The sequence below is a fragment of the Streptomyces odontomachicola genome, from assembly GCF_039605595.1.
Taxonomy (GTDB): domain Bacteria; phylum Actinomycetota; class Actinomycetes; order Streptomycetales; family Streptomycetaceae; genus Streptomyces.
The window spans coordinates 19,547-45,655 of sequence record NZ_JBCFOK010000027.1 but is presented as its reverse complement, the minus strand read 5'-3'; the positions used below and the strand labels follow the sequence as shown (position 1 = coordinate 45,655).

20 protein-coding genes are annotated in these 26,109 nt (G+C 73.1%); 18 read left to right on the top strand and 2 right to left on the bottom strand.

Annotation, left to right across the window (positions count from 1 at the left end):
- Positions 1-135: 135 nt before the first annotated feature.
- The 9 genes from ABEE00_RS33755 to mutM all read left to right on the top strand — a co-directional run bounded on the left by ABEE00_RS33755 (position 136) and on the right by mutM (position 9,669).
- A complete protein-coding gene (locus tag ABEE00_RS33755; RefSeq protein WP_345749608.1) occupies positions 136-1,854 on the top strand; it encodes a DAK2 domain-containing protein in 1,719 nt (572 codons plus the stop codon).
- Positions 1,855-1,924: 70 nt separating this feature from the next.
- A complete protein-coding gene (gene recG / locus ABEE00_RS33750; RefSeq protein ID WP_345749607.1) occupies positions 1,925-4,243 on the top strand; it encodes an ATP-dependent DNA helicase RecG in 2,319 nt (772 codons plus the stop codon).
- Between the two features lie 152 nt (positions 4,244-4,395).
- Positions 4,396-4,995: a 16S rRNA (guanine(966)-N(2))-methyltransferase RsmD gene (rsmD, locus tag ABEE00_RS33745; RefSeq protein WP_345749606.1), complete on the top strand. Its 600-nt coding sequence runs from the start codon at positions 4,396-4,398 to the stop codon at positions 4,993-4,995.
- A gap of 38 nt (positions 4,996-5,033) precedes the next feature.
- Entirely contained in the window at positions 5,034-5,513 is a 480-nt protein-coding gene (coaD, locus tag ABEE00_RS33740; protein ID WP_345749605.1) for a pantetheine-phosphate adenylyltransferase, read from the top strand.
- 103 nt (positions 5,514-5,616) lie between these two features.
- Entirely contained in the window at positions 5,617-6,885 is a 1,269-nt protein-coding gene (locus ABEE00_RS33735; RefSeq protein WP_345749604.1) for a cell division initiation protein, read from the top strand.
- Positions 6,886-7,149: 264 nt separating this feature from the next.
- Entirely contained in the window at positions 7,150-7,704 is a 555-nt protein-coding gene (locus ABEE00_RS33730; protein ID WP_345749603.1) for a YceD family protein, read from the top strand.
- A 2-nt stretch (positions 7,705-7,706) separates the two neighbouring features.
- Positions 7,707-7,880 (top strand): 50S ribosomal protein L32, encoded by a 174-nt coding sequence (gene rpmF, locus ABEE00_RS33725; protein ID WP_143649538.1) that lies wholly within the window; start codon positions 7,707-7,709, stop codon positions 7,878-7,880.
- A gap of 19 nt (positions 7,881-7,899) precedes the next feature.
- Entirely contained in the window at positions 7,900-8,643 is a 744-nt protein-coding gene (rnc, locus tag ABEE00_RS33720) for a ribonuclease III (RefSeq protein ID WP_451918735.1), read from the top strand.
- Between the two features lie 69 nt (positions 8,644-8,712).
- Positions 8,713-9,669 carry a bifunctional DNA-formamidopyrimidine glycosylase/DNA-(apurinic or apyrimidinic site) lyase gene (gene mutM, locus ABEE00_RS33715; protein WP_345749602.1) on the top strand — a complete coding sequence of 319 codons (957 nt, stop codon included), beginning with the start codon at positions 8,713-8,715 and terminating at the stop codon, positions 9,667-9,669.
- Here the strand turns inward: mutM and ABEE00_RS33710 are convergent.
- Positions 9,651-10,619, bottom strand: a complete 969-nt coding sequence (locus tag ABEE00_RS33710) for a CAP domain-containing protein (protein ID WP_345749601.1) — start codon at positions 10,617-10,619, stop codon at positions 9,651-9,653. The genes mutM and ABEE00_RS33710 overlap by 19 nt on opposite strands.
- 248 nt (positions 10,620-10,867) lie before the next feature.
- Between ABEE00_RS33710 and ABEE00_RS33705 the strand changes: the two genes are divergently transcribed.
- The 5 genes from ABEE00_RS33705 to ftsY all read left to right on the top strand — a co-directional run bounded on the left by ABEE00_RS33705 (position 10,868) and on the right by ftsY (position 18,588).
- Positions 10,868-11,131 (top strand): acylphosphatase, encoded by a 264-nt coding sequence (locus ABEE00_RS33705; protein ID WP_451918738.1) that lies wholly within the window; start codon positions 10,868-10,870, stop codon positions 11,129-11,131.
- 292 nt (positions 11,132-11,423) lie between these two features.
- On the top strand, positions 11,424-11,630 hold the full coding sequence (locus ABEE00_RS33700; RefSeq protein WP_345749599.1) for a hypothetical protein: 207 nt from the start codon (positions 11,424-11,426) through the stop codon (positions 11,628-11,630).
- Positions 11,631-11,946: 316 nt separating this feature from the next.
- Positions 11,947-15,522 (top strand): chromosome segregation protein SMC, encoded by a 3,576-nt coding sequence (smc, locus tag ABEE00_RS33695; protein WP_345749598.1) that lies wholly within the window; start codon positions 11,947-11,949, stop codon positions 15,520-15,522.
- A 223-nt stretch (positions 15,523-15,745) separates the two neighbouring features.
- The gene (locus ABEE00_RS33690; protein WP_345749597.1) at positions 15,746-17,170 is read left to right on the top strand and encodes a sugar porter family MFS transporter; all 1,425 of its coding nucleotides are present in this window, start codon (positions 15,746-15,748) and stop codon (positions 17,168-17,170) included.
- Between the two features lie 203 nt (positions 17,171-17,373).
- Complete coding sequence (ftsY, locus tag ABEE00_RS33685; RefSeq protein WP_345749596.1) at positions 17,374-18,588, top strand: signal recognition particle-docking protein FtsY; 1,215 nt, start codon at positions 17,374-17,376, stop codon at positions 18,586-18,588.
- 188 nt (positions 18,589-18,776) lie between these two features.
- Here the strand turns inward: ftsY and ABEE00_RS33680 are convergent, their stop codons facing one another.
- On the bottom strand, positions 18,777-19,481 hold the full coding sequence (locus tag ABEE00_RS33680) for a bifunctional DNA primase/polymerase (RefSeq protein ID WP_345749595.1): 705 nt from the start codon (positions 19,479-19,481) through the stop codon (positions 18,777-18,779).
- A gap of 300 nt (positions 19,482-19,781) precedes the next feature.
- Here ABEE00_RS33680 and nsdA point away from each other — a divergent pair, with 300 nt between their 5' ends.
- The 4 genes from nsdA to ABEE00_RS33660 all read left to right on the top strand — a co-directional run bounded on the left by nsdA (position 19,782) and on the right by ABEE00_RS33660 (position 25,990).
- Complete coding sequence (gene nsdA / locus ABEE00_RS33675; RefSeq protein WP_345749594.1) at positions 19,782-21,293, top strand: transcriptional repressor NsdA; 1,512 nt, start codon at positions 19,782-19,784, stop codon at positions 21,291-21,293.
- A 373-nt stretch (positions 21,294-21,666) separates the two neighbouring features.
- A complete protein-coding gene (locus ABEE00_RS33670) occupies positions 21,667-22,959 on the top strand; it encodes an ammonium transporter (protein ID WP_345749593.1) in 1,293 nt (430 codons plus the stop codon).
- Entirely contained in the window at positions 22,956-23,294 is a 339-nt protein-coding gene (locus ABEE00_RS33665; RefSeq protein WP_345749592.1) for a P-II family nitrogen regulator, read from the top strand. The genes ABEE00_RS33670 and ABEE00_RS33665 overlap by 4 nt, the downstream gene beginning before the upstream one ends.
- A 110-nt stretch (positions 23,295-23,404) precedes the next feature.
- The gene (locus ABEE00_RS33660; RefSeq protein WP_345749591.1) at positions 23,405-25,990 is read left to right on the top strand and encodes a [protein-PII] uridylyltransferase; all 2,586 of its coding nucleotides are present in this window, start codon (positions 23,405-23,407) and stop codon (positions 25,988-25,990) included.
- Positions 25,991-26,109 lie beyond the last annotated feature (119 nt).

Sequence of the window (26,109 nt, the reverse complement as noted above, 5' to 3'; positions counted from 1 at the left end):
AGCATACAACGGCCGCTCACGAACAGCGAAACTAGCACCTCCCGTCCCGCCCCCGACCTGGGCCCCGGGCCTTCCCCGGGCTAGCCTGCGGTCAGCCGGTCCCGCCCCGCAGCCGTACCGAAGGAGGGTCACCGCGTGCCGCTCCCGCTCGACTCCGCCGCGGTACGGAACTGGTGCGCACTGGCGCTGGAGGCGCTGCGGGAGGAGCGCGGGGCGCTGGACGCGATCAACGTGTTCCCCGTCGCCGACGGCGACACCGGCACCAACCTCTACCGCACCCTCGACGCCGGGGCCCGTGGCCTGGACGGGCAGCCCGACGCCGCCGATCCGCTCGCGGTCCTCGCGCGCTCCGCGCTGCTGGGCGCGTGCGGCAACTCCGGCACGATCCTCGCCCAACTCCTGTACGGACTCGCCGAGTCGGACGGCGGGAGCGCGGGTGAGGGGAGCGCGGGTGCCCTGGAAGCCCCGGAGTCGCCCGGCGCCCGGCTCGCCCGCGCGCTGCGGGAGGCGGCGGGGTCCGCGTACGCCGCCGTGGCGCACCCCGTCGAGGGCACGATGCTCACCGTGGCGGCAGCGGCGGCCGAGGCGGCCGAGCGCGCGGCGGGGGAGGGCGGCGATGTGCGGGCCGTGGCGTACGCCGCCGACGCCGCCGCACGCGCCGCGCTCTCCGCGACCACCTCCCAACTCCCCGTGCTGGCCCGCTCGTCGGTGGTCGACGCGGGCGCCCGCGGCCTGACCCTGGTGCTGGGGGCGCTGGCGCGGGCGCTGTCGGGGGAGGTGGCGGCGAGCGCCGAGCCGCTGAGTGGCGGGTCCGTGAACGGGGCCGGGTCCGCGAACGGTGCGCGGGCCGAAGCTCCGGTCCCCGCGCCCGCTCCGCCGTCCGCCTCGCCCTCGTACGAGGTGATGTATCTGCTCGACGCCGGCGAGGAGGCCCTGGGCGCGCTGCGCGAGGCGCTGGACGCGCTGCCCGGCGCCGACTCCCTCGTGATCGGCGGCGGTCACGCGCTGTGGAGCGTCCATGTGCACACCGACGACGCCGGCGCCGCGGTGGAGGCGGGCATCGCGGCGGGCCACCCGCACCGCATCCGCATCACCCACCTCCCGGGTCCGGGCGCCACGGCGGTCGGGGCATGCGCCGGGGCCCCCGCGACCACCACGCCCGCAGCGCGCTCCGTGGTCGCGGTCGTGGCGGGCGACGGGCTCGCGGAGCTCTGCCGGGAGGCGGGCGCCGCCGTCGTACGCGTCGCGCCCGGCGCCCACGGGACCGGCGGCTGCCCCGACGCGGGCGGCACCGACGCGAAGACGCTGCTGGACGCGCTGCACGCGACCGGTTCGCCGGAGGCCGTGCTGCTGCCCAACGACCCCGACCTGCGCGCCACGGCCGTGCACGCCGCGGGCCTCGCGCGGGCCGAGGGACTGCGGGTCGCCGTGATCCCCACCAGGGCCGCCGTACAGGGCATCGCGGCGCTCGCGGTGCACGAGCCGGACCGCGGGTTCGACGAGGACGTGGTGGCGATGACCGCGGCGGCCGGCGCCACCCGGTACGGCGAAGTGGCCGTCGCTGAGCGGCAGTCGTGGACCATGGCCGGTATCTGCCAGGCGGGCGACGTGCTGGGCCTGGTGGACGGCGACGTGGCGGTGATCGGCACGGACGTCGGGCAGGTGGCGACCGACGTGCTGGAGCGCATGCTCGCGGCGGGCGGCGAGATGGTGACCCTGGTGCTCGGCTCCGGCGCGGAGGCGGGGCTCGCCGAGCGCCTGGAGGAGCACGTGCGGCGCGCGCACCTGGCCGTGGACACGGTCGTGTACGACGGGCGGCAGAGCGCACCCGTCCTGCTCGTCGGCGTCGAATAGGGGCACTTGCCGCACGGGGGAGGGCGTCCGGCGTCCCGGATGACCGCCGTTGTCACACCCATGGTGTGCAATGGGACGCGTGCCTGCGCTCGACGAATCGTCCAAGGAACCGCTCAAGGAGCCCCTCAAGAAGGTGCTCGGAGGCAACACCGCCAAGGTGATGGCCGAGCACCTCGACCTGCACACGGTCGGCGACCTCCTGCACCACTATCCCCGGAGGTATGAGGAGCGCGGCAGGCTCACCGCGCTCTCCGACCTCCCGCTCGACGAGCATGTGACGGTGGTCGCACAGGTCGAGAAGGCCGAGATGCTCAAGTTCCGGCAGGGCAAGGGCCAGCGGCTCGAGGTGACCATCACCGACGGCAGCGGGCGGCTCCAGCTCGTGTTCTTCGGCAAGGGGGCGTACAGGCCCAAGAGCGACCTGATCCCCGGCCGCCGCGCGATGTTCGCGGGCAAGGTCAGCGTCTTCAACCGCCGCCGCCAGCTCGCCCACCCGCAGTACGAGCTGCTCGACCCGGGCACAGGCCCCGAGCCGGGCGCGGGAGCGGGATCAGGGGCCGGCGACGTGGCGGGCGCGGTGGACGCGTTCGCCAACAGGCTCCTGCCCATCTATCCGGCCACGGCCCAGATCGCCTCCTGGACCCTCGCGCAGTCCGTGCAGACCGTGCTGACCTCGATGGAGGCCACGGGCTGGGCCGGCCTGACCGACCCGCTGCCCGGTTCGATCCGCGAGCAGCGCGGACTCATCGCGCTGCCCGAGGCGTTCGAGAAGGTGCACAGGCCGCGCAGCAAGCAGGACATCGAGGAAGCCCGCGCCCGGCTGAAGTGGGACGAGGCGTTCGTGCTCCAAGTCGCCCTGGCCCGCCGCAGGTTCGCCGAGACCCAGGAGCCGGCCAGGCCGCGCGAGCCGGTGCCCGGCGGCATCCTGGACGCCTTCGACGCCAAGCTGCCCTTCACCCTCACCGAGGGCCAGGAGAAGGTCAGCGGCGAGATCCTCGGCGACCTCGCGACCGAACACCCCATGCACCGCCTGCTCCAGGGCGAGGTCGGCTCCGGCAAGACGATGGTGGCGCTGCGCGCCATGCTCACCGTGGTGGACGCGGGAGGGCAGGCCGCCATGCTCGCCCCCACCGAAGTGCTGGCCCAGCAGCACCACCGTTCCATCGTGGAGATGATGGGGGAGCTCGCCGAGGGCGGGATGCTCGGCGGCGCGGAGCACGGCACCAAGGTGGTGCTGCTCACGGGCTCGATGGGCGCCGCGGCCCGCCGCCAGGCGCTGCTGGACATCGTGACCGGCGAGGCCGGGATCGTGATCGGCACGCACGCGCTGATCGAGGACAAGGTCGAGTTCCACGACCTGGGCCTGGTGGTCGTGGACGAGCAGCACAGGTTCGGCGTCGAGCAGCGCGACGCCCTGCGCGCCAAGGGGCAGCAGCCGCCGCACCTGCTGGTGATGACCGCCACACCGATTCCCCGCACGGTCGCCATGACCGTCTTCGGCGACCTGGAGACCTCGGTCCTCGACCAGCTCCCCGCCGGCAGGTCCCCGATCGCCAGCCACCTCGTCCCGGCAGCCGACAAGCCGCACTTCCTCGCGCGTACGTGGGAGCGCGTACGCGAGGAGGTGCAGGGCGGTCACCAGGCGTACGTCGTCTGCCCCCGCATCGGCGACGAGGAGGAGCAGGGCAGCAAGGGCGGAAAGGGCGGCAAGAAGGGCGCGGCGGAGCAGTTCCCCGAGGAGGCCGACGACGCGGGCGCCGACGCCGCGGAGAAGCGCCCGCCGCTCGCGGTCCTGGAGGTGGCCGAGCAGCTGAACGGCGGCCCCCTGCAAGGGCTCAGGGTCGAGGCGCTGCACGGCAGGATGCAGCCCGAGGCCAAGGACGCGCTGATGCGCCGCTTCGCCGCGGGCGAGGTGGACGTGCTGGTCGCCACCACCGTGATCGAGGTCGGCGTCAACGTCCCCAACGCCACCGTCATGGTGATCATGGATGCGGACCGCTTCGGCGTCTCCCAGCTCCACCAGCTCCGCGGCCGGGTGGGCCGTGGCGCGGCCGCCGGGCTGTGCCTGCTGGTGACCGAGATGCCCGAGGCCAGCCCCGCGCGCTCGCGCCTCGCCGCCGTCGCCTCCACTCAGGACGGCTTCGAGCTCTCCCGCATCGACCTGGAGCAGCGCCGGGAGGGCGACGTGCTGGGCCAGGCCCAGTCCGGGGTGCGCTCCTCGCTCCGGATGCTCCAGGTCATCGAGGACGAGGACGTGATCGCCGCGGCCCGCGAGGAGGCCGCGGCCCTGGTCGCCGCCGACCCGGAGCTGGAGGGCATGCCGGAGCTGCGCACCGCGCTCGCCGCCCTCCTCGACGAGGAACGGGAGGGCTATCTGGACAAGGGCTGAGCGCCGCACCGGGCCCGCGCGGGGCGGCCGTACGGGAACGGAGCGCCTGGGCACGGGCGTTCGGCGCCCCCACAGGCGCCATGGGATGCTCTTTCCGTAAGGCCGCTGCTTTCCGCAAGGCTGCTGCGTACGACCGCAAAGGACCCGACCCCATGACCCGCGTGATCGCCGGCGCCGCCGGGGGACGCCGCCTCACCGTGCCGCCGGGCACCGGCACCCGCCCCACGTCCGACCGCGCGCGCGAGGGACTGTTCTCCAGCTGGGAGGCGCAGCTCGGCGGCGCGGCTGGCTGGCGGGGCGCCCGGGTGCTCGACCTGTACGCGGGCTCGGGCGCCGTCGGCCTGGAGGCCCTCTCCCGCGGCGCGGCCCACGTCCTGCTCGTCGAGGCCGACCAGCGCGCGGCCCGCACCGTCCAGCAGAACGTCCGCGCGCTGGGCCTCCCCGGCGCCGAGGTGCGCACGGGGAAGGCCGCGCAGACCCTCGCGGGCCCGCCGCCGGGTGAGCCGTACGACGTGGTCTTCCTCGATCCTCCGTACGCCGTCACCGACGAGGAGCTGCGCGAGATCCTCCTCACACTCCGTGCCGGGGGCTGGCTCGCCGACGGGGCGCTGGCCACCGTGGAGCGGAGCACGAGGGGCGGCGAATTCCGCTGGCCGGAGGGGTACGAGGGGATCAGGTCCCGGCGCTACGGCGAGGGGACGCTCTGGTACGGTCACGCCGCCGCAGAGGAAGTTACTCACGAGTCATGCTGACCGACCAGCCCGTTCGTCCGGAGAGCGAGGAAACGCCAGTGCGCCGCGCAGTCTGTCCGGGGTCCTTCGACCCCATCACCAACGGCCACCTCGACATCATCGCCCGCGCTTCCAAGCTCTATGACGCCGTGCACGTCGCCGTCATGATCAACAAATCGAAGCAGGGCCTGTTCACCGTCGACGAGCGCATGGACCTCATCCGCGAGGTCACCGAGAGATTCGGGAACGTGGAGGTCGAGGCCTTCCACGGCCTGCTCGTCGACTTCTGCAAGGAGCGCGACATCCCCGCCATCGTCAAGGGGCTGCGCGCGGTCAGCGACTTCGACTACGAGCTGCAGATGGCCCAGATGAACAACGGCCTCTCCGGCGTCGAGACCCTCTTCGTGCCGACCAACCCCACCTACAGCTTCCTCTCCTCCAGCCTGGTCAAGGAGGTCGCCACCTGGGGCGGCGACGTCTCCCACCTGGTGCCCGGGCCCGTGCAGCGCGAGCTCGCCGGGAAGCTCGGGCAGTCCTGACCCGGGCATAGGGCCGCACCGGCCAACCGCCCGGCCGCGTGCGGGAGTCCGGCTTGCGGCATCAGGTGTCGAACGGTGCGCTCCGGGCCGTACAGTCGCCTCCGTGGACGTTCAGCAGAAACTCGACGAGATCGTGGCGGCCGTCGGCAACGCGCGCTCCATGCCCATGTCGGCCTCCTGCGTGGTGAACCGGGCCGAGCTGCTCGCCATGCTCGCCGAGGTGCGCGAGGCGCTGCCCGGATCGCTCGCCGAGGCGCAGGAACTCCTCGGCGGCCGCGAGCAGATGGTCGCCGAGGCGCAGGCCGAGGCCCAGCGCATCATCGACTCGGCGCAGTCCGAGCGCGGCAGCCTGGTCTCCGGCACCGAGATCGCGCGCAGCGCCCAGGAGGAGGCCGACCGCATCCTGGCGCAGGCCCGTACGGAGGCCGAGGAGATCCGCGCCGAGGCCGACGACTACGTCGACAGCAAGCTCGCCAACTTCGAGGTCGTGCTCAGCAAGACCATCGGCTCGGTCGAGCGCGGCCGCGAGAAGCTCCTCGGCGCCGGACCCGGCGCCGAGGAGTGGAACGAGGAGTTCGCCGAGGACGCCCCCGAGCGCACCACCGACCCGCAGGAGCTGCGCCGCCGCGCCGACCAGTACGTGGACGCGCGCCTCGGCTCGGTGGCCGCGGTGCTGGCCAAGACCCTGGAGGCGGCGGGGCGCGGCCGGCAGAAGCTCCTCGGCCGCCAGCCCGCCGACGAGCTCCCTGACTACCTGGACGGCGCGGAGGACGGCGGCTCCACGCACTACGACGACGCGGGCTATCTGGCCCAGCTCTCCGCGCTCCAGGACCCGCAGCACGAGCAGGCGCAGCCCGAGCAGGCGCAGCCCGAGCAGGTCCAGGTCCCCGTGCAGCATGCTGCCCCGCCCCAGCACCCCGAGGAGATGCCGCCGCCCCCGCAGATGCCCGAGCAGATGCCCGAGTGGCAGCCGGCTGCGGCCTCGGCGGACCCGTACGCGGCCCCGATGAACCCCGCCTACCCGGGCCAGATGCCGTACCAGGACCCGCAGCAGCCCCCCATGCCGCAGGACCCCTACGGCTACCCCCAGTTCCCGCAGCAGGACCCGTACGGCCAGCAGCTCCCCTACGGGCAGGACCCGCAGTTCGCCCAGGACCCCTACTTCGCGGGCCAACAGCCGCAGCCGCAGCAGCCGCAGATGTACGAGGACCCGATGGCGTACCAGCAGCCGCAGCAGCCCCTGCAGCAGCCCGTGTACCCGCAGCCCGGGACGCAGCAGCTCGACGAGACCAGCCTCTTCGACACCAGCATGATCGACCTGGACCAGGTGCGGCGGTACGAGCAGGAGCAGGGGTACGGCCAGGGCCGCTGAGCGGTCCCGCGGCCCCTGCGGCGGGGAGGTCCGGGCCCCGTGTGCCGGGCCCGGGCCCGCGGTCCCCGGGCGGATTGGGCCTGTGGGAGACGGTGACGTATCCTGGCTCTTCGGTCACGCGTATGCCCGCGATGACGGCTGCCCGGAAGCCCCAAGGCCGGGCGGCGAGCCCCACGATGAAAGCAGGAAGCCCTGAACGCCCCCCTCGACCACCGCGCGCCTCTCGTGTTCGACACACGCGAGCTGGAGCGGCGTCCTGGTGCGATGAAGCGGCTGTCCCGCACGGTGCCCTCACCGGGGGACATGAGCGTGGAGTTCATCGGGGTGCCGGACGACGCGGAGCTGGAAATCGACCTCCGTCTGGAGTCGGTCATGGAAGGAGTGCTCGTTACGGGCACCGTCCGTGCACCGCTCAAGGGGGAGTGCGTAAGGTGTCTGGAGCCGTTCACGCGAGAGTGCGTGGCGGACTTCCAGGAGATGTTCTCCTACCCCGACGCCGACGACCGGGGCCGCGAGAAGGCGGAGCCCGGCGACGACGCCGAGGAGGAGGACACCCTCTTCCTCGAGGGAGATCTCTTCGACCTCGAACCGGTGCTGCGAGACGCGGTGGTGCTCTCACTGCCGTTGCAGCCGGTGTGCCGGGAGGACTGCCCTGGCCTGTGTCCCGAGTGCGGGGCACGCCTGGCGGACGACCCGGACCACCACCATGAAGAAGCCGTCGACATCCGGTGGGCGGCACTGCAGGAACTCGCCGAAACCATGAAGGACGGCGAGAAGGACGTGCCCCGCGACGCCGGGGATGACTCACAGGAGAAGTAGCCGTGGCTGTTCCGAAGCGGAAGATGTCGCGCAGCAACACGCGCCACCGCCGGTCGCAGTGGAAGGCTGCGGTCCCCACTCTGGTGACGTGCGAGCGCTGCCAGGAGCCGAGGCAGCAGCACATCGCGTGCCCGAGCTGCGGCACCTACAACAAGCGTCAGGTCCTCGAGGTCTGATCGGCTGGTGACAGGCTCCATGTCAGAAGCGCCCACGCCCAAGCAGGCGGCACAGGCGGATCTGGTGGACGCGGCCTCGTCGCACACGCTCCTGGAAGGGCGGCTCGGGTATGAACTCGAGTCCGCCCTTCTGGTGCGTGCGCTGACGCACCGCTCGTATGCGTACGAGAACGGCGGGCTGCCCACCAACGAGCGGCTCGAGTTCCTCGGTGACTCGGTGCTCGGCCTCGTCGTCACCGACACGCTCTACCGGGTACACCCGGACCTCCCCGAGGGCCAGCTCGCCAAGCTGCGGGCCGCGGTGGTCAACTCGCGCGCGCTCGCCGAGGTCGCGCGGGGTCTCGACCTGGGCTCCTTCATCCGCCTCGGGCGCGGTGAAGAGGGCACGGGAGGCCGCGACAAGGCCTCCATCCTGGCCGACACCCTCGAAGCCGTGATCGGCGCGGTCTACCTCGACCGCGGCCTGGAGGCGGCGAGCGAGCTGGTGCACCGGCTCTTCGACCCGCTGATCGACAGGTCGTCCAACCTCGGAGCCGGCCTGGACTGGAAGACCAGCCTCCAGGAGCTGACGGCCGCCGAGGGCCTCGGGGTCCCGGAGTACGCGGTCAGCGAGACCGGTCCGGACCACGAGAAGACCTTCACGGCTGCTGCCCGCGTCGGTGGTGTCGCGTACGGCACCGGCACCGGCCGCAGCAAGAAGGAAGCGGAGCAGCAGGCGGCCGAGACCGCCTGGCACGCGATCCGCACCAACGCCGAGAAGTAACCCCGTACGCAGGAACGGCCGCCCACGCTCCGTGGGCGGCCGCTCTGCGCTCGACCTCCGGAGGACACCGTGCCCGAGCTCCCCGAGGTCGAGTCCGTGCGCCTCGGCCTGGTCCGCTGGGCCGCGCACCGCGAGATCGCCGACGTCGAGGTGCTGCACCCGCGCGCCGTGCGGCGCCACGCGGCCGGCGGCGCCGACTTCGCCGACCGGCTCCGCGGCCACGCCTTCGGCACGCCGCACCGCCGCGGCAAGTACCTGTGGCTCCCGCTCGGCGACACCGGCCACTCCGTGCTCGCCCACCTGGGCATGAGCGGCCAGCTCCTCATCCAGCCCGCCTCGGCGCCCGACGAGAGGCACCTGCGCATCCGCATCGCCTTCACCGACCCCGGCGAGGGCGAGCTGCGCTTCGTGGACCAGCGCACCTTCGGCGGGCTCTCGCTGCACCCCGACAGCCCCGAGGGCGTCCCCGATGTGATCGCGCACATCGCCCGCGACCCCCTGGACCCGGCCTTCGACGAGGCCGCCTTCCACACCGCGCTGCGCCACCGCCGTACGACGGTGAAGCGCGCGCTCCTGGACCAGTCGCTGATCAGCGGCGTCGGCAACATCTACGCGGACGAGGCACTGTGGCGCGCCAAGCTCCACTACGACCGCCCGACGGCCACCCTCACCCGCCCCCGTACCGCCGAACTCCTCGGCCACGTCCGGGATGTGATGAACGCCGCACTCGCCGCCGGGGGCACCAGCTTCGACAGCCTCTACGTGAACGTGAACGGCGAATCCGGCTACTTCGACCGCTCGCTGGACGCCTACGGCCGCGAGGACGAGCCCTGCCGCCGCTGCGGTACGCCGCTGCGCCGCCGTCCCTGGATGAACCGCTCCAGCTACTTCTGCCCCCGCTGCCAGCGCGTTCCGCGCCCGGCGCGGTCGACGGGGGCCGCGCGGTCGACGGGCACGGCGCGGCCGGCGAGCACCGCGCGGCCGACCGGGGCCACCGACGGGCTCGTTCAGAAGCCGAACTCCTGAGTCCACCACGGGCCGCCCGCGCCGTAGTGGGTGCCGACGCCGAGGGTGCGGTATTCGCAGTTGAGGATGTTCGCCTTGTGGCCCGGGCTGCTCATCCAGGAGTCCATCACCGACCGCGCGTCGGCCTGGCCCCTGGCGATGTTCTCCCCGCCGAGGTCCTTTATCCCGGCCTTCTCCGCGCGCTGCCAGGGGTTGTCGCCGTCGGGTGAGACGTGGTCGAAGAAGCCGCGTACGGCCATGTCCTCGCTGAAGTCCTCGGCGAGCCCGGCCAGCCGGGAGTCAGCGCGCACCCGCGGGCAGCCCGCGTCGGCGCGCTCCTCGTTCACCAGCTTCAGCACCTCGTGCTCGGCGCTGCGCGTGCCGTTCTGCCCGGAGCCGTCCGAGGAGGAGCTCCCGCTCCCGGCCTCGGAGCCCGGCGAGGAACTGCCGCCGCCCTGCCGGTCGTTGCCCCTCCCTCCGCCCTCGTGCGCGGAGCCGCCGCCCCGTGAAGCCGGCGGCGAGGAATGTGAAGGCTTCGCGGACGAGGGGCCGCCGGAGGGTCGCTCGGCGCCCCGCGAGGCCGAGTGCTCCGGCATGTCCGTGCGCCGCTGATCCCGGCTCGGCTCCTGCGCACCCCCGCGCCCCTCCGGCGTGGGCGAGAGCGAGGCGGGCGCCCCCTGCGCGCCCGCCGGGCCCTCGGGACCGTCGGCCCGCACGGGACCGCTGCCCTCCCCGGGGGCGAGCCCGAAACCGCCCCCGACGCCGGGTATCAGCCCGGAGGCCACCGCGACGGCGCCCATGGCCATCGCGGCCGAGGCCCCCAGCAGCCCGGTGCGCGCGGGCGCCGCGCCGCGGGAACCCTTCGCGCGGCCTCCCCTGTGGCTCCGGTGGCCGCCGTGGCTGCCGTGGTCGTGGGTTCTGCCGTCCCCCGCGTCGGCTGCGCCGGCTGTCTCCACGGGAGCTGCGGTCACGCGTCGATGGCGGCCCATCTCTGCTTCCCTCACCCTGCTCGCTCGACGGTCATGACGCCTCCACGCAACGGACACGTCTGTGAGGAAATCCGTACGAGTGAGGCTTGTTGGTGCGGGACTGTACGGCATGACGGCGGAGGCGGATGTGCCTCCCGAAGAAATGTCCGGATAGCGTGCGTGACATGGCTGCGAGGACGACGAACCCCGGCGGTGCCGAGCACCCCGGCGGACCCGAGGACAGAGCCCGGATGACCGCGTGGGTGCGGGGACAGGTGCAGGGTGTGGGCTTCCGCTGGTTCACCCGCGCCAACGCGCTGCGGATCGGCGCGCTCGACGGCTTCGCGCTGAACCTCGGCGACGGCCGGGTCCAGGTGGTCGCGGAGGGTCCGCGTGCCCGCTGCGAGGAGCTGCTGGAGTGGCTGCGGGACGGCGACACACCAGGCCAGGTCGCCGGTGTCACGGAAATCTGGGACGTGCCGCGGGGTGGCTACGACGGCTTCGCCATCCGGTGATCCTGAACCGGTTGCCTTTCCGTCCCCGGCGTGCAAGGCTGCCGCAACAACACGCCATAGATGATCACTGCGCCCCCGCGGGCAGCCGCCTCCGGCACCGAAGCCGTCGAGCAGATGCGGCCCGTGCTCCCGGGGTGTGATCGTGTTGACCGGCCCCCCTTTTGGTGAGACTCTGGAAGCCCCGCGCACCTGAGCTGTTTGACGCTGAGAAACAAGTTCAGAGCAGACGGGTGCGATCCCTCATGACCCACCACCGTTCCGGTCGGTCACTCATTGTGGAGGACCATCCATCATGGCAAAGGCGCTTCTCGGTTACGTCGGCGGCTCCGACCCCCGAGTCCTTGCCGAGATGCGACGGCTTCAGCAGCGCGTTCAGGACCTGGAATCCGAAATCGTACGGATCCAGGCGGAGAACGACGCTCTCGCCGCCGCAGCCCGGCACCAGGACACGGTGCTCGAAGGCATCGACGTACCCAATGCGGAGCCCGCGCTGACCTGATCGCCCCTCTGGGCGGCGGTGCAGCGCACCCACCGCAAAGGAAACCTGCGAGGGACGCTACGGCGTCCCTTCGTCGTTTCCGGTCTTCTTTCCGGAGCTCTGTGTCCGGGGCTCCGGAAGTCTTCGGATTCTCTCCCGAGGTGCTCTCGTCGCGTCCCGCTCGCCGAATTCCCGGGCGGTTCCGGCCTCCTGACGTCTCGTTACCGTCTGATGTGCCCCCCGCGTCCCGCGGTGAAACCGCGCCGGACGCTCCGGCGGGCGCGGCATGCGGGGCGTGGGCCGACTCCGGGCGCGCCGTGGACTAGAGTCCGACGGCGTGCACCTCAAGAGCCTGACAGTACGGGGCTTCAAGTCCTTCGCCTCCGCGACGACGCTGCGCTTCGAGCCCGGCATCACGTGCGTCGTGGGGCCCAACGGCTCGGGCAAGTCCAACGTCGTGGACGCCCTGTCCTGGGTGATGGGCGAGCAGGGCGCCAAGTCGCTGCGCGGCGGCAAGATGGAGGACGTCATCTTCGCCGGCACGACCGGGCGCCCGCCGCTCGGCAGGGCCGAGGTCTCGCTCACCATCGACAACGCCGACGGCGCGCTGCCCATCGACTACGCCGAGGTCACGATCACGCGGATCATGTTCCGCAACGGCGGTAGCGAGTACCAGATCAACGGCGACACCTGCCGTCTGCTGGACATCCAGGAGCTGCTGTCCGACTCCGGCATCGGCCGCGAGATGCACGTCATCGTCGGGCAGGGCCAGCTCGACGGCGTACTGCACGCCGACCCCGCCGGGCGCCGGGCCTTCATCGAGGAGGCCGCGGGCGTGCTCAAGCACCGCAAGCGCAAGGAGAAGGCGCTGCGGAAGCTGGACGCGATGCAGGCCAACCTCTCGCGCGTACAGGACCTGACCGAGGAACTGCGGCGGCAGCTCAAGCCGTTGGGCCGGCAGGCGGCCGTGGCGCGGAAGGCGCAGGTCATCCAGGCCGACCTGCGCGACGCGCGGCTGCGGCTGCTCGCGGACGACCTGGTCACGCTGCGCGAGGCACTCAAGGCGGAGGTCGCCGACGAGGCGCAGCTCAAGGAGCGCAAGGAGACGGTCGAGGCGCAGCTCAAGGAGGCGCAGCGGCGCGAGGCGGCCCTGGAGCAGGAGGTGCGCACGCTGGCTCCGCGGCTGGAGCGCGCCCAGGCGACCTGGGTCGAACTCTCCCAGCTCGCCGAGCGGGTGCGGGGCACCGTGGGCCTCGCCGACCAGCGCGTACAGCACGCCGGCGCGGCTCCCGAGGAGGAGCGGCGCGGCCGTGATCCGGAGGAGCTGGAGCGGGAGGCCGAGCGCGTACGGGAGCAGGAGGCGGAGCTGGAGGCCGCGCTGGAGGCGGCCTCGCGTGCGCTGGACGACACCGTCTCGCACCGCGCTGACCTGGAACGCCAGTTGCAGGAGGAGGAGCGCAGGCTCAAGGACGCGGCGCGCGCCCTCGCCGACAGGCGGGAGGGCCTGGCCCGGTTGAACGGGCAGGTCAACGCGGCCCGCAGCCGGGCGGCCTCGGCGCAGGCGGAGATCGAGCGGCTGGCGACGGCGCGGGACGAGGCGCGGGAGCGCGCCGAGGCGGCGCAGCGGGAGTACGAGGAGCTGCAGGCCGAGGCCGAGGGGCTGGAGTCGGACGACTCGGAGCTGGCCGGGCGGCACGAGGAGGCCAAGCGCGAACTGGCCGAGGCCGACGCCGTGTTGAACACCGCGCGCGAGGAGCTGACCTCGGCCGAGCGGGAGCGCGCCGCGACCTCGGCCCGGCACGACGCGCTGGCGCTGGGGCTCCGGCGCAAGGACGGCACGGGCGCCCTGCTGAACGCGGGCGACCAGCTCTCCGGCCTGCTCGGGCCCGCGGCAGAGCTGCTCACCGTGACGTCCGGGTACGAGGTTCCGGTGGCCGCCGCGTTGGGTGCGGCGGCTGACGCGGTCGCGGTGTCCGACCCCGGCACGGCGGCCGAGGCCCTGCGGCTGCTCCGCAAGCAGGACGGGGGCCGGGCCGCGCTGCTGCTGGGTTCCCGCGAGGGCTCCGGTGCGCAGGGCGCCGAGCACACCGAGCCGGCGCCGGACGGCCGGCCCTGGGCCGCCGACCTCGTGCGCGGGCCCGAGGAGCTGACCGGCGCCGTGCGCTGGCTGCTGCGGGACACCGTGGTGGTCGGCACGCTGGAGGACGCCGAGGACGTGGTGCGCGCCCGGCCCGGGCTGACCGCTGTCACGGAGGAGGGCGACCTGCTCGGCGCGCACTTCGCGCAGGGCGGTTCCGCCGGGGCGCCGAGCCTGCTGGAGGCGCAGGCCGCCGTCGACGAGGCCGCCGCCGAGCTGGCCGAACTGGAGTCCCGCTGCGAGCGGCTCTCCACGGCGCTGGAGGAGGCCAAGGAGCGCCGGGCCCAGAGCGCCGCGAAGGCCGAGGAGCTGGCGGCACGCCGCGGCGAGGCCGACCAGGAGAAGAACCGGATCACCGGGCGCCTGGGGCAGCTCGGCGGCCAGGCGCGCGGCGCGCAGGGCGAGGCGGAACGGTCCTCCGCCGCCGTGGCCAAGGCCGAGGAGGCGTACGAGCGCGCCGAGGCCGAGGCCGAGGAGCTGGCCGAGCGGCTGGCCGTCGCGGAGGAGACGGCCGACGAGGAGGAGGCCGAGCCCGACACCTCCGTGCGCGACCGGCTCTCGGCCGACGGCGCCAACGCGCGGCAGACCGAGATGGAGGCCCGCCTCCAGGTCCGTACGCACGAGGAGCGGGTGAAGTCCCTTTCCGGACGGGCCGATTCGCTGGACCGCGCGGCCCGCGCCGAGCGGGAGGCCCGCGCCAGGGCGGAGGAGCGGCGCGCCAGGATGCGGTACGAGGCCGAGGTGGCGGGCGCCGTGGCGGCCGGGGCCCGGCAGCTGCTGGCGCACATCGAGGTCTCCCTCGTCCGCGCGCAGGAGGAGCGGGAGGCCGCCGAGCGGGCGAAGGCGGAGCGCGAGCAGGCGCTGAGCGCCGAGCGCGCGGCGGGCCGCGAGCTCAAGGAGGAGCTGGACAAGCTCACCGACTCGGTGCACAAGGGCGAGGTGCTGGGCGCCGAGAAGCGGCTCCGCATCGAGCAGTTGGAGGCCAAGGCCCTGGAGGAGCTGGGCGTCGAGCCCGCGGGTCTTGTCCGCGACTACGGCCCCGACCAGCCCGTACCGCCGTCCCCTCCGGCCGAGGGCGAGGAACTCCCGGAGGACCCCGAGCACCCGCGCAACAAGCCGGTGCCCTTCGTACGCGCCGAGCAGGAGAAGCGGCTGAAGGCGGCGGAGCGCGCCTACCAGAAGCTGGGCAAGATCAACCCGCTGGCGCTGGAGGAGTACGCGGCGCTGGAGGAGCGCCACCAGTTCCTCAGCGAGCAGCTAGAGGACCTGAAGAAGACCCGCGCCGACCTCCTTCAAGTGGTGAAGGAGGTGGACGAGCGCGTGGAGCAGGTCTTCACGGAGGCGTACCACGACACGGCGCGCGAGTTCGAGGGCGTCTTCGCGCGGCTCTTCCCGGGCGGCGAGGGCCGTCTCGTGCTGACCGACCCGAACGACATGCTCAGCACCGGCGTCGATGTGGAGGCGCGTCCTCCGGGCAAGAAGGTCAAGCGGCTCTCGCTGCTCTCCGGCGGCGAGCGCTCGCTGACGGCGGTCGCGCTGCTGGTCTCGATCTTCAAGGCCAGGCCCAGCCCGTTCTACGTGATGGACGAGGTCGAGGCCGCGCTCGACGACACCAACCTGCAGCGGCTGATCCGGATCATGGAGGAGCTCAAGGAGAGCTCCCAGCTCATCGTGATCACCCACCAGAAGCGGACCATGGAGGTCGCCGACGCGCTGTACGGCGTCTCCATGCAGGGCGACGGCGTCTCCAAGGTCATTTCACAGCGCCTGAGTTGAGGATTCTCCTCCTCCGCGGCGACTTCGCTTCTTCAGTCCTTGAACCAGCACTCGCGTACACCTGCCGGAAACAGATCGGCTTCGACCTATTGACTTAGAAACTTGAAGGCTTAGTCTCGGCAACGTCGCTTTTACCTTCAACCGGTGGCGCGCTCTGCCGTGCACCACTGGAAGGTGACGTACCCGAGTCCGGCAGTGAGGCCGGGCACCGCAGGAGAGCACCTTGACCAGCACTGTGCAGGCAGCGCCGCCCCGGCCGCAGGAGTACCGGGCACCGCTCGGCCGCGTCGTCTTCATCACCGCATCCGCCGCGATGGGCGGCTTCCTCTTCGGCTACGACAGCTCCGTCATCAACGGCGCCGTCGGCGCCATCCAGCACAGGTTCGACGCGGGCCCGGCACTGCTGGCCCAGGTCGTCGCCGCCGCGCTGATCGGCAGCGCGATCGGCGCCGCCTTCGCGGGGCGGGTCGCCGACAAGGTGGGCCGGATACCCGTCATGAAGGCGGCCGCGCTGCTCTTCATCGTCAGCGCCGTCGGCTCCGCACTGCCCTTCGCGCTGTGGGACCTGGCGCTGTGGCGGGTGCTCGGCGGCGTCGCCATCGGCATGGCCTCGGTGATCGGCCCGGCCTACATCGCCGAGGTCGCGCCGCCCAAGTACCGCGGCAGGCTCGCCTCCTTCCAGCAGGGCGCCATCGTGCTCGGCATCGCCGTCTCGCAGCTTGTGAACTTCGGCATCCTGAACCTCGCGGGCGGCAAGGACCGCAACACCATGCTCGGCCTGGAGGCCTGGCAGTGGATGCTCGGGATCATGGTGATCCCCGCGGTCGCCTACCTGCTGCTCTCCTTCGTGATCCCCGAGTCCCCGCGCTTCCTGATCTCGGCCGGGCGCGAGGAGAAGGCCCGCCAGGTGCTGCTGCGCGTCGAGGGGAAGGGCGCGCCCATCGAGGGGCGCATCACGGACATCCAGCACGCCATGAAGAGCGAGCACAAGTCCACCTTCCGCGACCTGCTCGGCGGCAAGGCCGGGCTGCTGCCGATCGTCTGGATCGGCATCGGGCTCTCGGTGTTCCAGCAGCTCGTGGGCATCAATGTCGTCTTCTACTACTCGGCGACGCTGTGGCAGTCCGTGGGCATCAACCCGGAGAGCTCCTTCTTCTACTCCTTCACGACCTCGATCGTGAACATCGTCGGCACCGTCGTCGCGATGCTCCTGGTCGACCGGGTCGGCCGTAAGCCGCTCGCGCTGGTCGGCTCCGCCGGCATGGCCGTCTCGCTGGCCGCCGTCGCCTGGGCCTTCTCCGCGAAGACCGGCAGCGGCGAGAAGGTCCACCTGCCCGACCTCCAGGGCATGGTGGCGCTGGTCGGCGCGCACGCCTTCACGCTGTTCTTCGCCGCCTCGTGGGGCGTGGTCGTCTGGGTGCTGCTCGGCGAGATCTTCCCCAGCAAGATCCGCGCGGCCGCGCTCGGCATCGCCGCCTCGGCGCAGTGGATCGCCAACTGGGTCATCACCTCCACGTTCCCGAGCCTCTCGGAGTGGAACCTGTCGGTGACGTACGTGATCTACACGGTCTTCGCCCTGCTCTCGATTCCCTTCCTGCTCAAGTGGGTTCCGGAACCGAAGGGCAAGGCGTTGGAGGAGATGGGCTAAACCCCCGCTGCCCCTCTCCTCGGCACCGCAGCCGCCCCGGCCCGCACCCGCGGACCGGGGCGGCTGCCCGTATGCGCGCACCCGGGTGACGACCTCGTACGGGGGCTGCCGCGAGGACTTCGTACGGGCTCCCGCGAGGACCTCGTACGGGCCGGGCGGCGGGTGACGGGAAACGGTTGACGGTGGCGGATACTGGACGGGCTATGGAAACCGTCATCCTTGTTGTAGTCATCGCCGTGGTCGCGCTGGTCGCGATCAGCGGGCTCGTGATCAGCGGCCGCAAGAAGAAGGCCGTCGAGCAGGAGCAGCGGCCCGCTGCGGAGACCACCACGGCGCCCCCCGTCGAACCGCACGTCGGCGAGGAGGCCGACGCCGAACCCGAAGCATCCCGCAGAGGGATCGAAGAGGTCACTCTGCCGGAGGCCGAGGAGGCACCGGCCGAGGCCGAGCCCGCGGCCCCCGAGAAGCCCGCGATCGAGACGCCGGAGCCCTCGGCCGGGCGCCTGGTGCGGCTGCGCGCCCGCCTCTCCCGCTCGCAGAACTCCCTGGGCAAGGGCCTGCTCACCCTCCTCTCCCGCGAGCACCTGGACGAGGACACCTGGGAGGAGATCGAGGACACCCTCCTCACCGCCGACGTCGGCGTCCAGCCCACCCAGGAGCTGGTGGAACGTCTCCGCGAGCGCGTGAAGGTGCTCGGCACCCGCACCCCCGAGGAGCTGCGCGCCCTGCTGCGCGAGGAGCTGCTCACCCTGGTCGGCACGGACATGGACCGCACCGTGCACACCGAGACCCAGGGCGCCGTGGACCGCCCCGGCGTCGTCCTGGTCGTCGGGGTCAACGGCACCGGCAAGACCACGACCTCGGGCAAGCTCGGCCGGGTGCTGGTCGCGGACGGCAAGTCGGTGGTGCTGGGCGCGGCCGACACCTTCCGCGCCGCGGCCGCCGACCAGCTGCAGACCTGGGGCGAGCGGGTCGGCGCGCACACGGTGCGCGGCCCCGAGGGCGGCGACCCCGCCTCGGTCGCGTTCGACGCGGTCAAGCAGGGCACCGAGGCCGGCGCCGACGTCGTGCTGATCGACACCGCGGGCCGGCTGCACACCAAGACCGGCCTGATGGACGAGCTCGGCAAGGTCAAGCGCGTCGTGGAGAAGCAGGGCCCGGTCGACGAGGTGCTGCTCGTGCTGGACGCCACCACCGGGCAGAACGGCCTGGTGCAGGCGCGGGTGTTCGCCGAGGTCGTGGACATCACCGGCATCGCCCTCACCAAGCTCGACGGCACCGCCAAGGGCGGCATCGTCGTCGCGGTGCAGCGCGAACTCGGCGTACCGGTCAAGCTCGTCGGCCTCGGCGAGGGCCCGGACGACCTGGCGCCCTTCGAGCCCGAGGCGTTCGTGGACGCCCTCATCGAGGGCGAGTGAGCGCGGCCGGGTGAGCACGTTACGCGGGACCGCCCAGCGGTCCCTGTCAGACCGAGCGCCCCGCCCCATGGTGCAGATGGGGCGGGGCGCGCTTATGTGGGTGCGGGTGGCTTGAGGCGGTTTCTCGGCTTCCCGGTTTCCGGTTTTCCGGGCGCGGGTCACGGGCCGCGGGGCGGGTCGCGGAGTGCTCAGGCCGCCGCCGAGCGGTGGCTCACGTACGCGAGGGTGCCGAGCAGCAGGCGTGCCTGCGGCGGGCGGGCCGCGGCCTCCAGCGTCGGCTCCCGCAGCCAGCGGACCGGGCCGAGCCCGGCGAGGTCGGAGGGCGGCGCCGTGATGTGCTCGCCCTCGCCCAGTCCGCGCAGGTCGAGGCGGGCGTCGTCCCAGCCCATGCGGTAGAGCAGCTCGGGGAGCTCGGCGGCGGCGCCGGGGGCCACCAGGAACCAGGCGCGCCCGTGCGGTGCCACCGCCACGGGTCCCAGCGGCAGCCCCATGCGCTCCAGCCTGACCAGCGCGCGGTGCCCGGCTGTGGCCTCCACCTCGATCACGTCGAAGGCCCGCCCGGTGGGCAACAGGGCCGCGGCGCCCGGCACTTGGGACCAGGCGTCGGTCACCTCGTCGAGGGTGGCGCCCGGAGGAATCTCGGGGGCGCCCTCCAGCGGATGCGCGCCGGGTGCGGGACATCGCGCCGCGCCGCAGGAGCACTCGGCGGGGGAGGAGTTGCGGGGGGAACGCGCGGCGCGTGCGCCGGGCAGAACGGGCCAGCGCCAGAGACTCGCGTACTCGGCGACAGCCGTGTACTCCGAAACGCGGCTGCGCCTCCGGGAACCGGGCCTGAGCTCGCGGAATTCCCGGATGCCGCTGAGACCGCCGATGGCGCCGATCGTGAAGCCCATGCTCCCTCCAACGGGTCCCGTGTGCCGATGGTTACGACGGCGCTGCGGACAGTGATCGAGTACGCAAGTACGGGTCTGCCGCGCTGCCTCGTGTCCTGCGTCAAGTGAATCGTGTTGCCGCGCACAGGGGTTCATTCGAAGGGGTGGCGAATGGTGGCGTTTCTGAAATGCCCCTCGCGGAGGCCGTGATCGTAGGATTACTTTCGGTGCACATGGCGGAGTGAGATTCGGTGTCGCGGGTATGCCGGAGGCAAGGCGTCACGGCGGCCGGATCGCCGGCCCGGTTAAGGGGATTGTGCGATGGGCGAGGCGGACAAGCGCCCCAATGAGCAGCTGAGTTCATGGTTCCTGCGCAGCGGCTGGTCGAAGGGCGAGCTCGCGCGGCAGGTCAACCGCAGGGCCCGCCAGCTCGGCGCGCACCACATCAGCACCGACACCTCTCGGGTACGCCGCTGGCTCGACGGCGAGCAGCCGCGCGAGCCGATTCCGCGCATCCTCTCGGAGCTGTTCTCCGAGCGCTTCGGCTGCGTGGTCGCGGTCGAGGACCTGGGGCTGCGCCCGGCCCGCCCGTCCCCGGCCGCCTCCGGGGTGGACCTGCCCTGGGCCGGGCCGCAGACCGTCAGCATGATCAACGAGTTCACGCGCAGCGACCTGATGCTCGGCCGCCGCGGCTTCCTCGGCACCTCGCTCGCCATGTCCGCCGGGCCCGCGCTGATCGAGCCGATGCAGCGGTGGCTGGTGCCGCCGCCGGGGGGCCCGGGGGAGCCCGGGAGCGCGCCCGAGGGCACCGGGGTCACGGCGCTGCCCCCGCAGCGCGGTGCCGGGCGGCGGCAGGCGAAGCTCTCGGTGCCGGAGCTGGAGCTGCTGGAGCAGACGACCGTGATGTTCCGGCAGTGGGACGCGCAGTGCGGCGGAGGGCTGCGGCGCAAGGCGGTCGTGGGGCAGCTCCACGAGGTCACCGACCTGCTCCAGGAGTCGCACGCCGAGCCGGTCGCGCGCAGACTCTTCCGCGTCACCGCCGAACTCGCCGAGCTGGCCGGGTGGATGAGCTACGACGTCGGGCTCCAGCCCACCGCGCAGAAGTACTTCGTGCTCGCGCTGCACGCCGCCAAGGAGGCCGGTGACCGGGCGCTGGGCTCCTTCGTGCTGGCCAAGATGGGCTGCCAGATGGTCCATCTCGGGCGCCCCGACGACGCGTTGGAGCTGGTGCACCTCGCGCAGTACGGCAGCAGGGAGAGCGCCACCTCCCGTACGCAGGCGATGCTCTACGCCATGGAGGCCCGCGCCTACGCCAACATGGGCCAGCCGGGCAAGACCAAGCGCGCCGTGCGGATGGCCGAGGAGACCTTCGAGGACGTGGAGCCGGGGGACGCCGACCCGGACTGGATCGGCTTCTTCTCCGAGGCCGAGCTCAGCGCGGAGACCGCGCACTCCTATCGGGACCTCGCCTACTCCTCGGGCCGCAGCCCCGCGTACGCCTCGCTGGCGCGGCCCGCGATGGAGCGCGCCGTCGAGCTGTTCCGCAAGGAGGCGGCCGAGGCCGAGGGCGGCGGCCACCAGCGGTCGTATGCGCTCAATCTGATCGGCATGGCCAGCGTGCACCTGCTCCAGAAGGAGCCGGCCGACTGCGTGTGCCGGGCCGAGGAGGCCATGACCGTGGCCAAGCGGCTGCGCTCGGAGCGGGTCAACACCCGGCTGCGGCAGACCGCGGCCGACGCCGTGCAGGACTACGGGCACGTGGCCGAGGTCGAGCGGCTCAGCGAGCGGCTCGCGGGCGAACTGCCGCAGGGCGAGGCCGCGCTGGCGGGCTGAGAGCCGCGCGCCGCCCCCGTACTCCGGCCGCGGACCCGCCCCTGACGCCCGACTCGGCTCCCCCGCCTGCAGGCCACCCGGGCGGGCCGCGGCCGGTCCCGTGCGAGGCACCTGCGGATTCCGTGGGCGGTCCCGTGTACGAAGTCGATGCGCTGTCCGGTTTTGCCATTCCTTGACCGTTGTGTGCCGGAGCGTAGCGGGGCCGTTCCGTACGCGGACCCCGGTTCATCCTCGCGTAACACCCCCGCGGGCATCGTCACGGCGGTGAAACACCGGCGGCCCCCGAAGGAAACGGGGCTTGGGGAGTGTGTGGCGCACTTCCCGACAGCCACAGATCCCGCCCGCGCGGGTCGTTACCGCGAGGAGTCGTCCATTGAACGGCGCGGATACCGCATTCGTCTTGATCAGCGCGTTCCTGGTGATGCTGATGACGCCCGGCCTCGCCTTCTTCTACGGGGGCATGGTCCGGGTCAAGAGCGCGCTCAACATGCTGATGATGTCCTTCATCTCGCTCGGCATCGTGTCCGTGCTGTGGGTGCTCTACGGCTACTCGCTGGCGTTCGGGCCCGACACCGGCGGGGTGATCGGCAACCTCGACTTCATCGGGCTCAAGGGCATCGACGCCGAGTCGCTGACCGAGAAGGGCGGCATCCCGGTGCTGGCCTTCGTGCTCTTCCAGGGCATGTTCGCGATCCTCACCCCGGCCCTGATGAGCGGCGCCCTCGCCGACCGCGTGAAGTTCAGCGCCTGGGCGCTGTTCATCACGCTGTGGGTGACGGTCGTCTACTTCCCGGTCGCGCACTGGGTGTGGGCCGACGGCGGCTGGCTCTTCGACATGAAGGTCATCGACTTCGCCGGGGGCACCGCCGTCCACATCAACTCCGGCATCGGGGCGCTCGCCGCCGTGCTCGTCGTCGGCAAGCGGATCGGCTTCAAGAAGGAGCCGATGCGGCCGCACAACCTGTCGCTGGTCATGCTCGGCGCCGGACTGCTGTGGTTCGGCTGGTTCGGATTCAACGCCGGCTCCGCGCTGGCCGCCGACGGCACCGCCGCCACCATGGCCGTGAACACCCAGCTCGCCACCGCCTGCGCGATGCTCGGCTGGCTCGCGTACGAGCGCATCAGGCACGGCGCCTTCACCACCCTGGGCGCCGCGTCCGGCGCGGTCGCCGGACTGGTCGCGATCACCCCGTCGGGCGCCGATGTGAACCCGATGGGCGCCATCCTCATCGGCCTGGTCGCCGGGGCCGCCTGCTCCTGGGCCGTCAGCCTCAAGTACAAGCTGGGCTTCGACGACTCCCTCGACGTGGTCGGCGTGCACCTGGTGGGCGGCGTGATCGGCACCCTGCTGGTCGGCTTCCTCGCGGTGGACGGCGGCGGCCTCACCCAGTTCGGCAAGCAGGCCGTCGGGGCCTTCTCGGTGATGGCGTTCTCCTTCGTGGTCTCCTGGCTGCTCGCCAAGCTCGTCCAGGCCACCGTCGGCTTCAGGGCGAGCGAGGACGACGAGGTCGCGGGCATCGACCAGGCGTTCCACGCGGAGACCGCGTACGACTTCAGCGCCGTCGGCGGCGCCTCGGCGCGCAGCGCCGTGCCCGCGCCCGGCAAGGACAGGCCCGCGGCCGAGGCCGGGCAGGGCGAGACGAAGGACAAGAAGGTGGACGCATGAAGCTGATCACCGCGGTCATCAAGCCGCACCGGCTCGATGAGGTGAAGGAGGCGCTCCAGGCCTTCGGCGTGCAGGGCCTCACCGTCACCGAGTCCAGCGGGTACGGGCGCCAGCGCGGGCACACCGAGGTCTACCGGGGTGCCGAGTACACCGTCGACCTCGTCCCGAAGGTGCGGATCGAGGTGCTGGCGGAGGATGAGGACGCCGAGCAGCTCATCGAGGTCGTGGTCAACGCGGCCCGCACCAGCAAGATCGGCGACGGCAAGGTCTGGAGCGTCCCCGTCGACACCGCCGTACGGGTGCGCACCGGCGAACGCGGCCCCGACGCGCTCTGAGCCCCACGGGCCCCGGGGCCTCGCGGGGGCTCCGCGGGGCCCCGCAGGACTCGGCCGGGCTGCGCCGCAGCGATCAACGCACCACCACCGCACGGGAGTTGGGACCGCCCATGACCGAAGGCACGGAAGCGGAGACCACGGCTGAGGCGGAGCCCACTGCCGCGGCGGCATCCGCCGCGGAACCCGGCGGCTATCCGGCGGCCCGGCTGCGCCTCCTCACCGAGGGCGCGGCCGGGCCGCCGCGCCGCGCCGAACTGGCCAGGCTCACCGACGACTGGCTGGCCGGACTGTTCGGGCCGCCCCGCGAGGGCGTCTCGCTCATCGCCGTCGGCGGCTACGGGCGCGGCGAACTCTCCCCGCGCAGCGACCTCGACCTGCTCCTCCTGCACGACGGCAGCGCCCCGCGCGAGGAGATCGCGGCGCTCGCCGACCGGCTCTGGTACCCGGTCTGGGACCTCGGCCTCGCCCTCGACCACTCCGTACGCACCACGGCGCAGGCCCGCAAGGCCGCCGAGGACGACCTCAAGGTGCAGCTCGGACTGCTGGACGCGCGGCACCTCGCCGGGGACCCGGACCTGACCGCCGCGCTGCGCACCGGCACCCTCGCCCAGTGGCGCGCCCAGGCGCACCGGCGGCTCCCCGCGCTCCGGGAGCTCGCCGCCGAACGGGGCGCGCGGCACGGCGAGTTGCGCTTCCTGCTGGAGCCCGACCTGAAGGAGGCGCGCGGCGGGCTGCGGGACGCCACAGCGCTGCGCGCCGTCGCCGCCTCCTGGATCGCCGACCCGCCCCACCAGGGCCTGGAGAACGCCCGTTCTTCCCTGCTCGACGTGCGCGACGCGCTGCATCTGACCACCGGGCGGGCCACCGAGCGGCTCTCGCTCCACGACCAGGACCAGGTCGCCGAGGCCCTCGGCCTGGCGGGCGGCGACGCGCTGCTGCGCCGGGTGTACGAGGCGGCCCGCACCCTCTCGTACGCGGCCGACGTCACCTGGCGCGAGGTCGGCCGCGTCGTGCGGGCCAGGTCCGGCAGGCCGCGGCTGCGCGGTCTCCTGGGCGGTTCCGGCGGGCGCGGGGGCAGGGGCGGCGCCGTCGCGCAGGAGCGCACGCCGCTGGCGGACGGCGTGGTCGCGCACGACGGTGAGGTGGCGCTGGCCCGCACCGCCAGGCCCGAGCGCGACCCTGTACTGCCGCTGCGCGCCGCCGCTGCCGCGGCGCAGGCCGGGCTCCCGCTGGCGCTGCCCGCCGTGCGGCGGCTGGCCTCGGCCTGCGCGCCGCTCCCCGTGCCCTGGCCCGCCGAGGCGCGGGAGGAGTTCGTGACCCTGCTCGGCGCGGGCCCCGCGACCGTTCCGGTGTGGGAGGCGCTGGAGGCCGAGGGCCTGATCGGGGCGCTGCTCCCGGACTGGGAACGGGTCCGCTGCCGGCCGCAGCGCAACCCGGTGCACCTGTGGACCGTGGACCGGCACCTGGTCGAGACCGCCGTGCGCGCCGCCGGGTTCGCGCGCCGCGTGCACCGGCCCGACCTGCTGCTGGTCGCCGCGCTGCTGCACGACATCGGCAAGGGCTGGCCGGGCGACCACTCGGTGACCGGCGAGACCATCGCCAAGGACGCCGCGGCGCGAATGGGCTTCGAGGCCGCGGAAACGACCGTTCTCTCCACCCTCGTACGGCACCACCTGCTGCTGGTCGAGACCGCCACCCGGCGTGATCTCGACGACCCGGAGACGGTGCGCGCGGTCGCCGAACGGGTCGGCAGCGCGGGCACCCTGGAGCTGCTGCACGCGCTCACCGAAGCGGACGCCCTGGCCACGGGCCCCGCCGCCTGGTCGTCGTGGAAGGGCGCGCTGGTTGCCGACCTGGTCAAACGGGTCGGGGCCGTGCTGATGGGGGAGTCGCCCGAGGAACAGAGCGAGTACGCGGGGGAGTTCGCGCCCAGCGCCGAGGAGGAACGCCTCGCCGTCGAGGCCTGGCGCACCCGGGGCCCCGTGCTCGCCCTGCACGCGCGCACCGAGGAGGGCGCGCGGGAGGGCGCTCCGCCGGGCGGTGCCGCGCAGGAGGCTTCTCCGGCGGGGACCCCGTACGAGGAGGCCGTGCCCGAACCCGTCGGCGTCGAGCTCCTCATCGCGCTGCCCGACCAGCCCGGTGTCCTCCCGTGCGCCGCCGGGGTGCTCGCGCTGCACCGGCTCACCGTGCGCGCCGCCGACCTGCGGCTGCTGACACTGCCCGAGGCGGTGACGGGAGATCCCGGGCCAGGGGGAGGGGGCGGGCAGGTGCTGCTGCTGACCTGGCGGGTGGCCGCCGAGTACGGCTCGCTGCCGCAGGCCGCGCGGCTGCGCGCCGATCTCGTACGCGCGCTGGACGGCTCGCTGGACATCCCCGCGCGCCTCGCCGAGCGCGAGGCCGCGTACCGGGGCGTGCGCCGCCGCAGCGGGCAGGCCCCGCCGCCGCGGGTGACCCTCGCGCCCGTCGGATCGCGCCTGGCCACGGTGCTGGAGGTGCGCGCGCAGGACGAGCCGGGACTGCTGCACCGGATCGGGCGCGCGCTGGAGGGCGCGGGTGTGCGGGTGCGCAGCGCGCACGTCAGCACCCTCGGCGGGAACGCGGTCGACGCCTTCTACGTCACCGGACCCGAGGGCGCGCCGCTGCCGGACGGGGAGGCGGCGGAGCTGGCACGGGACCTGGAAGCGGCGCTGGGCTGAGCCCGCGGCCCCCGCGCCTGCGGTGATTCCGCGCCCTCCCGCCGTATCGCGCAGGAGGGCGCGGACCGTTTGGAGGGGCGGATACCCTTGGGGGCGGTTGACCGCATCCCCGACTCTGA

Excerpts from the sequence above, each read along its gene's own strand:
- ABEE00_RS33730 (WP_345749603.1), top strand. The coding sequence starts at position 7,150 with ATGAAGCGGCTGTCCCGCACGGTGCCCTCACCGGGGGACATGAGCGTG.
- ABEE00_RS33700 (WP_345749599.1), top strand. The coding sequence starts at position 11,424 with ATGGCAAAGGCGCTTCTCGGTTACGTCGGCGGCTCCGACCCCCGAGTC.
- rnc (WP_451918735.1), top strand. The coding sequence starts at position 7,900 with ATGTCAGAAGCGCCCACGCCCAAGCAGGCGGCACAGGCGGATCTGGTG.
- ABEE00_RS33665 (WP_345749592.1), top strand. The coding sequence starts at position 22,956 with ATGAAGCTGATCACCGCGGTCATCAAGCCGCACCGGCTCGATGAGGTG.
- nsdA (WP_345749594.1), top strand. The coding sequence starts at position 19,782 with ATGGGCGAGGCGGACAAGCGCCCCAATGAGCAGCTGAGTTCATGGTTC.
- ftsY (WP_345749596.1), top strand. The coding sequence starts at position 17,374 with ATGGAAACCGTCATCCTTGTTGTAGTCATCGCCGTGGTCGCGCTGGTC.
- ABEE00_RS33660 (WP_345749591.1), top strand. The coding sequence starts at position 23,405 with ATGACCGAAGGCACGGAAGCGGAGACCACGGCTGAGGCGGAGCCCACT.
- rsmD (WP_345749606.1), top strand. The coding sequence starts at position 4,396 with ATGACCCGCGTGATCGCCGGCGCCGCCGGGGGACGCCGCCTCACCGTG.
- recG (WP_345749607.1), top strand. The coding sequence starts at position 1,925 with ATGGGACGCGTGCCTGCGCTCGACGAATCGTCCAAGGAACCGCTCAAG.
- ABEE00_RS33680 (WP_345749595.1), bottom strand. The coding sequence starts at position 19,481 with ATGGGCTTCACGATCGGCGCCATCGGCGGTCTCAGCGGCATCCGGGAA.
- ABEE00_RS33705 (WP_451918738.1), top strand. The coding sequence starts at position 10,868 with ATGACCGCGTGGGTGCGGGGACAGGTGCAGGGTGTGGGCTTCCGCTGG.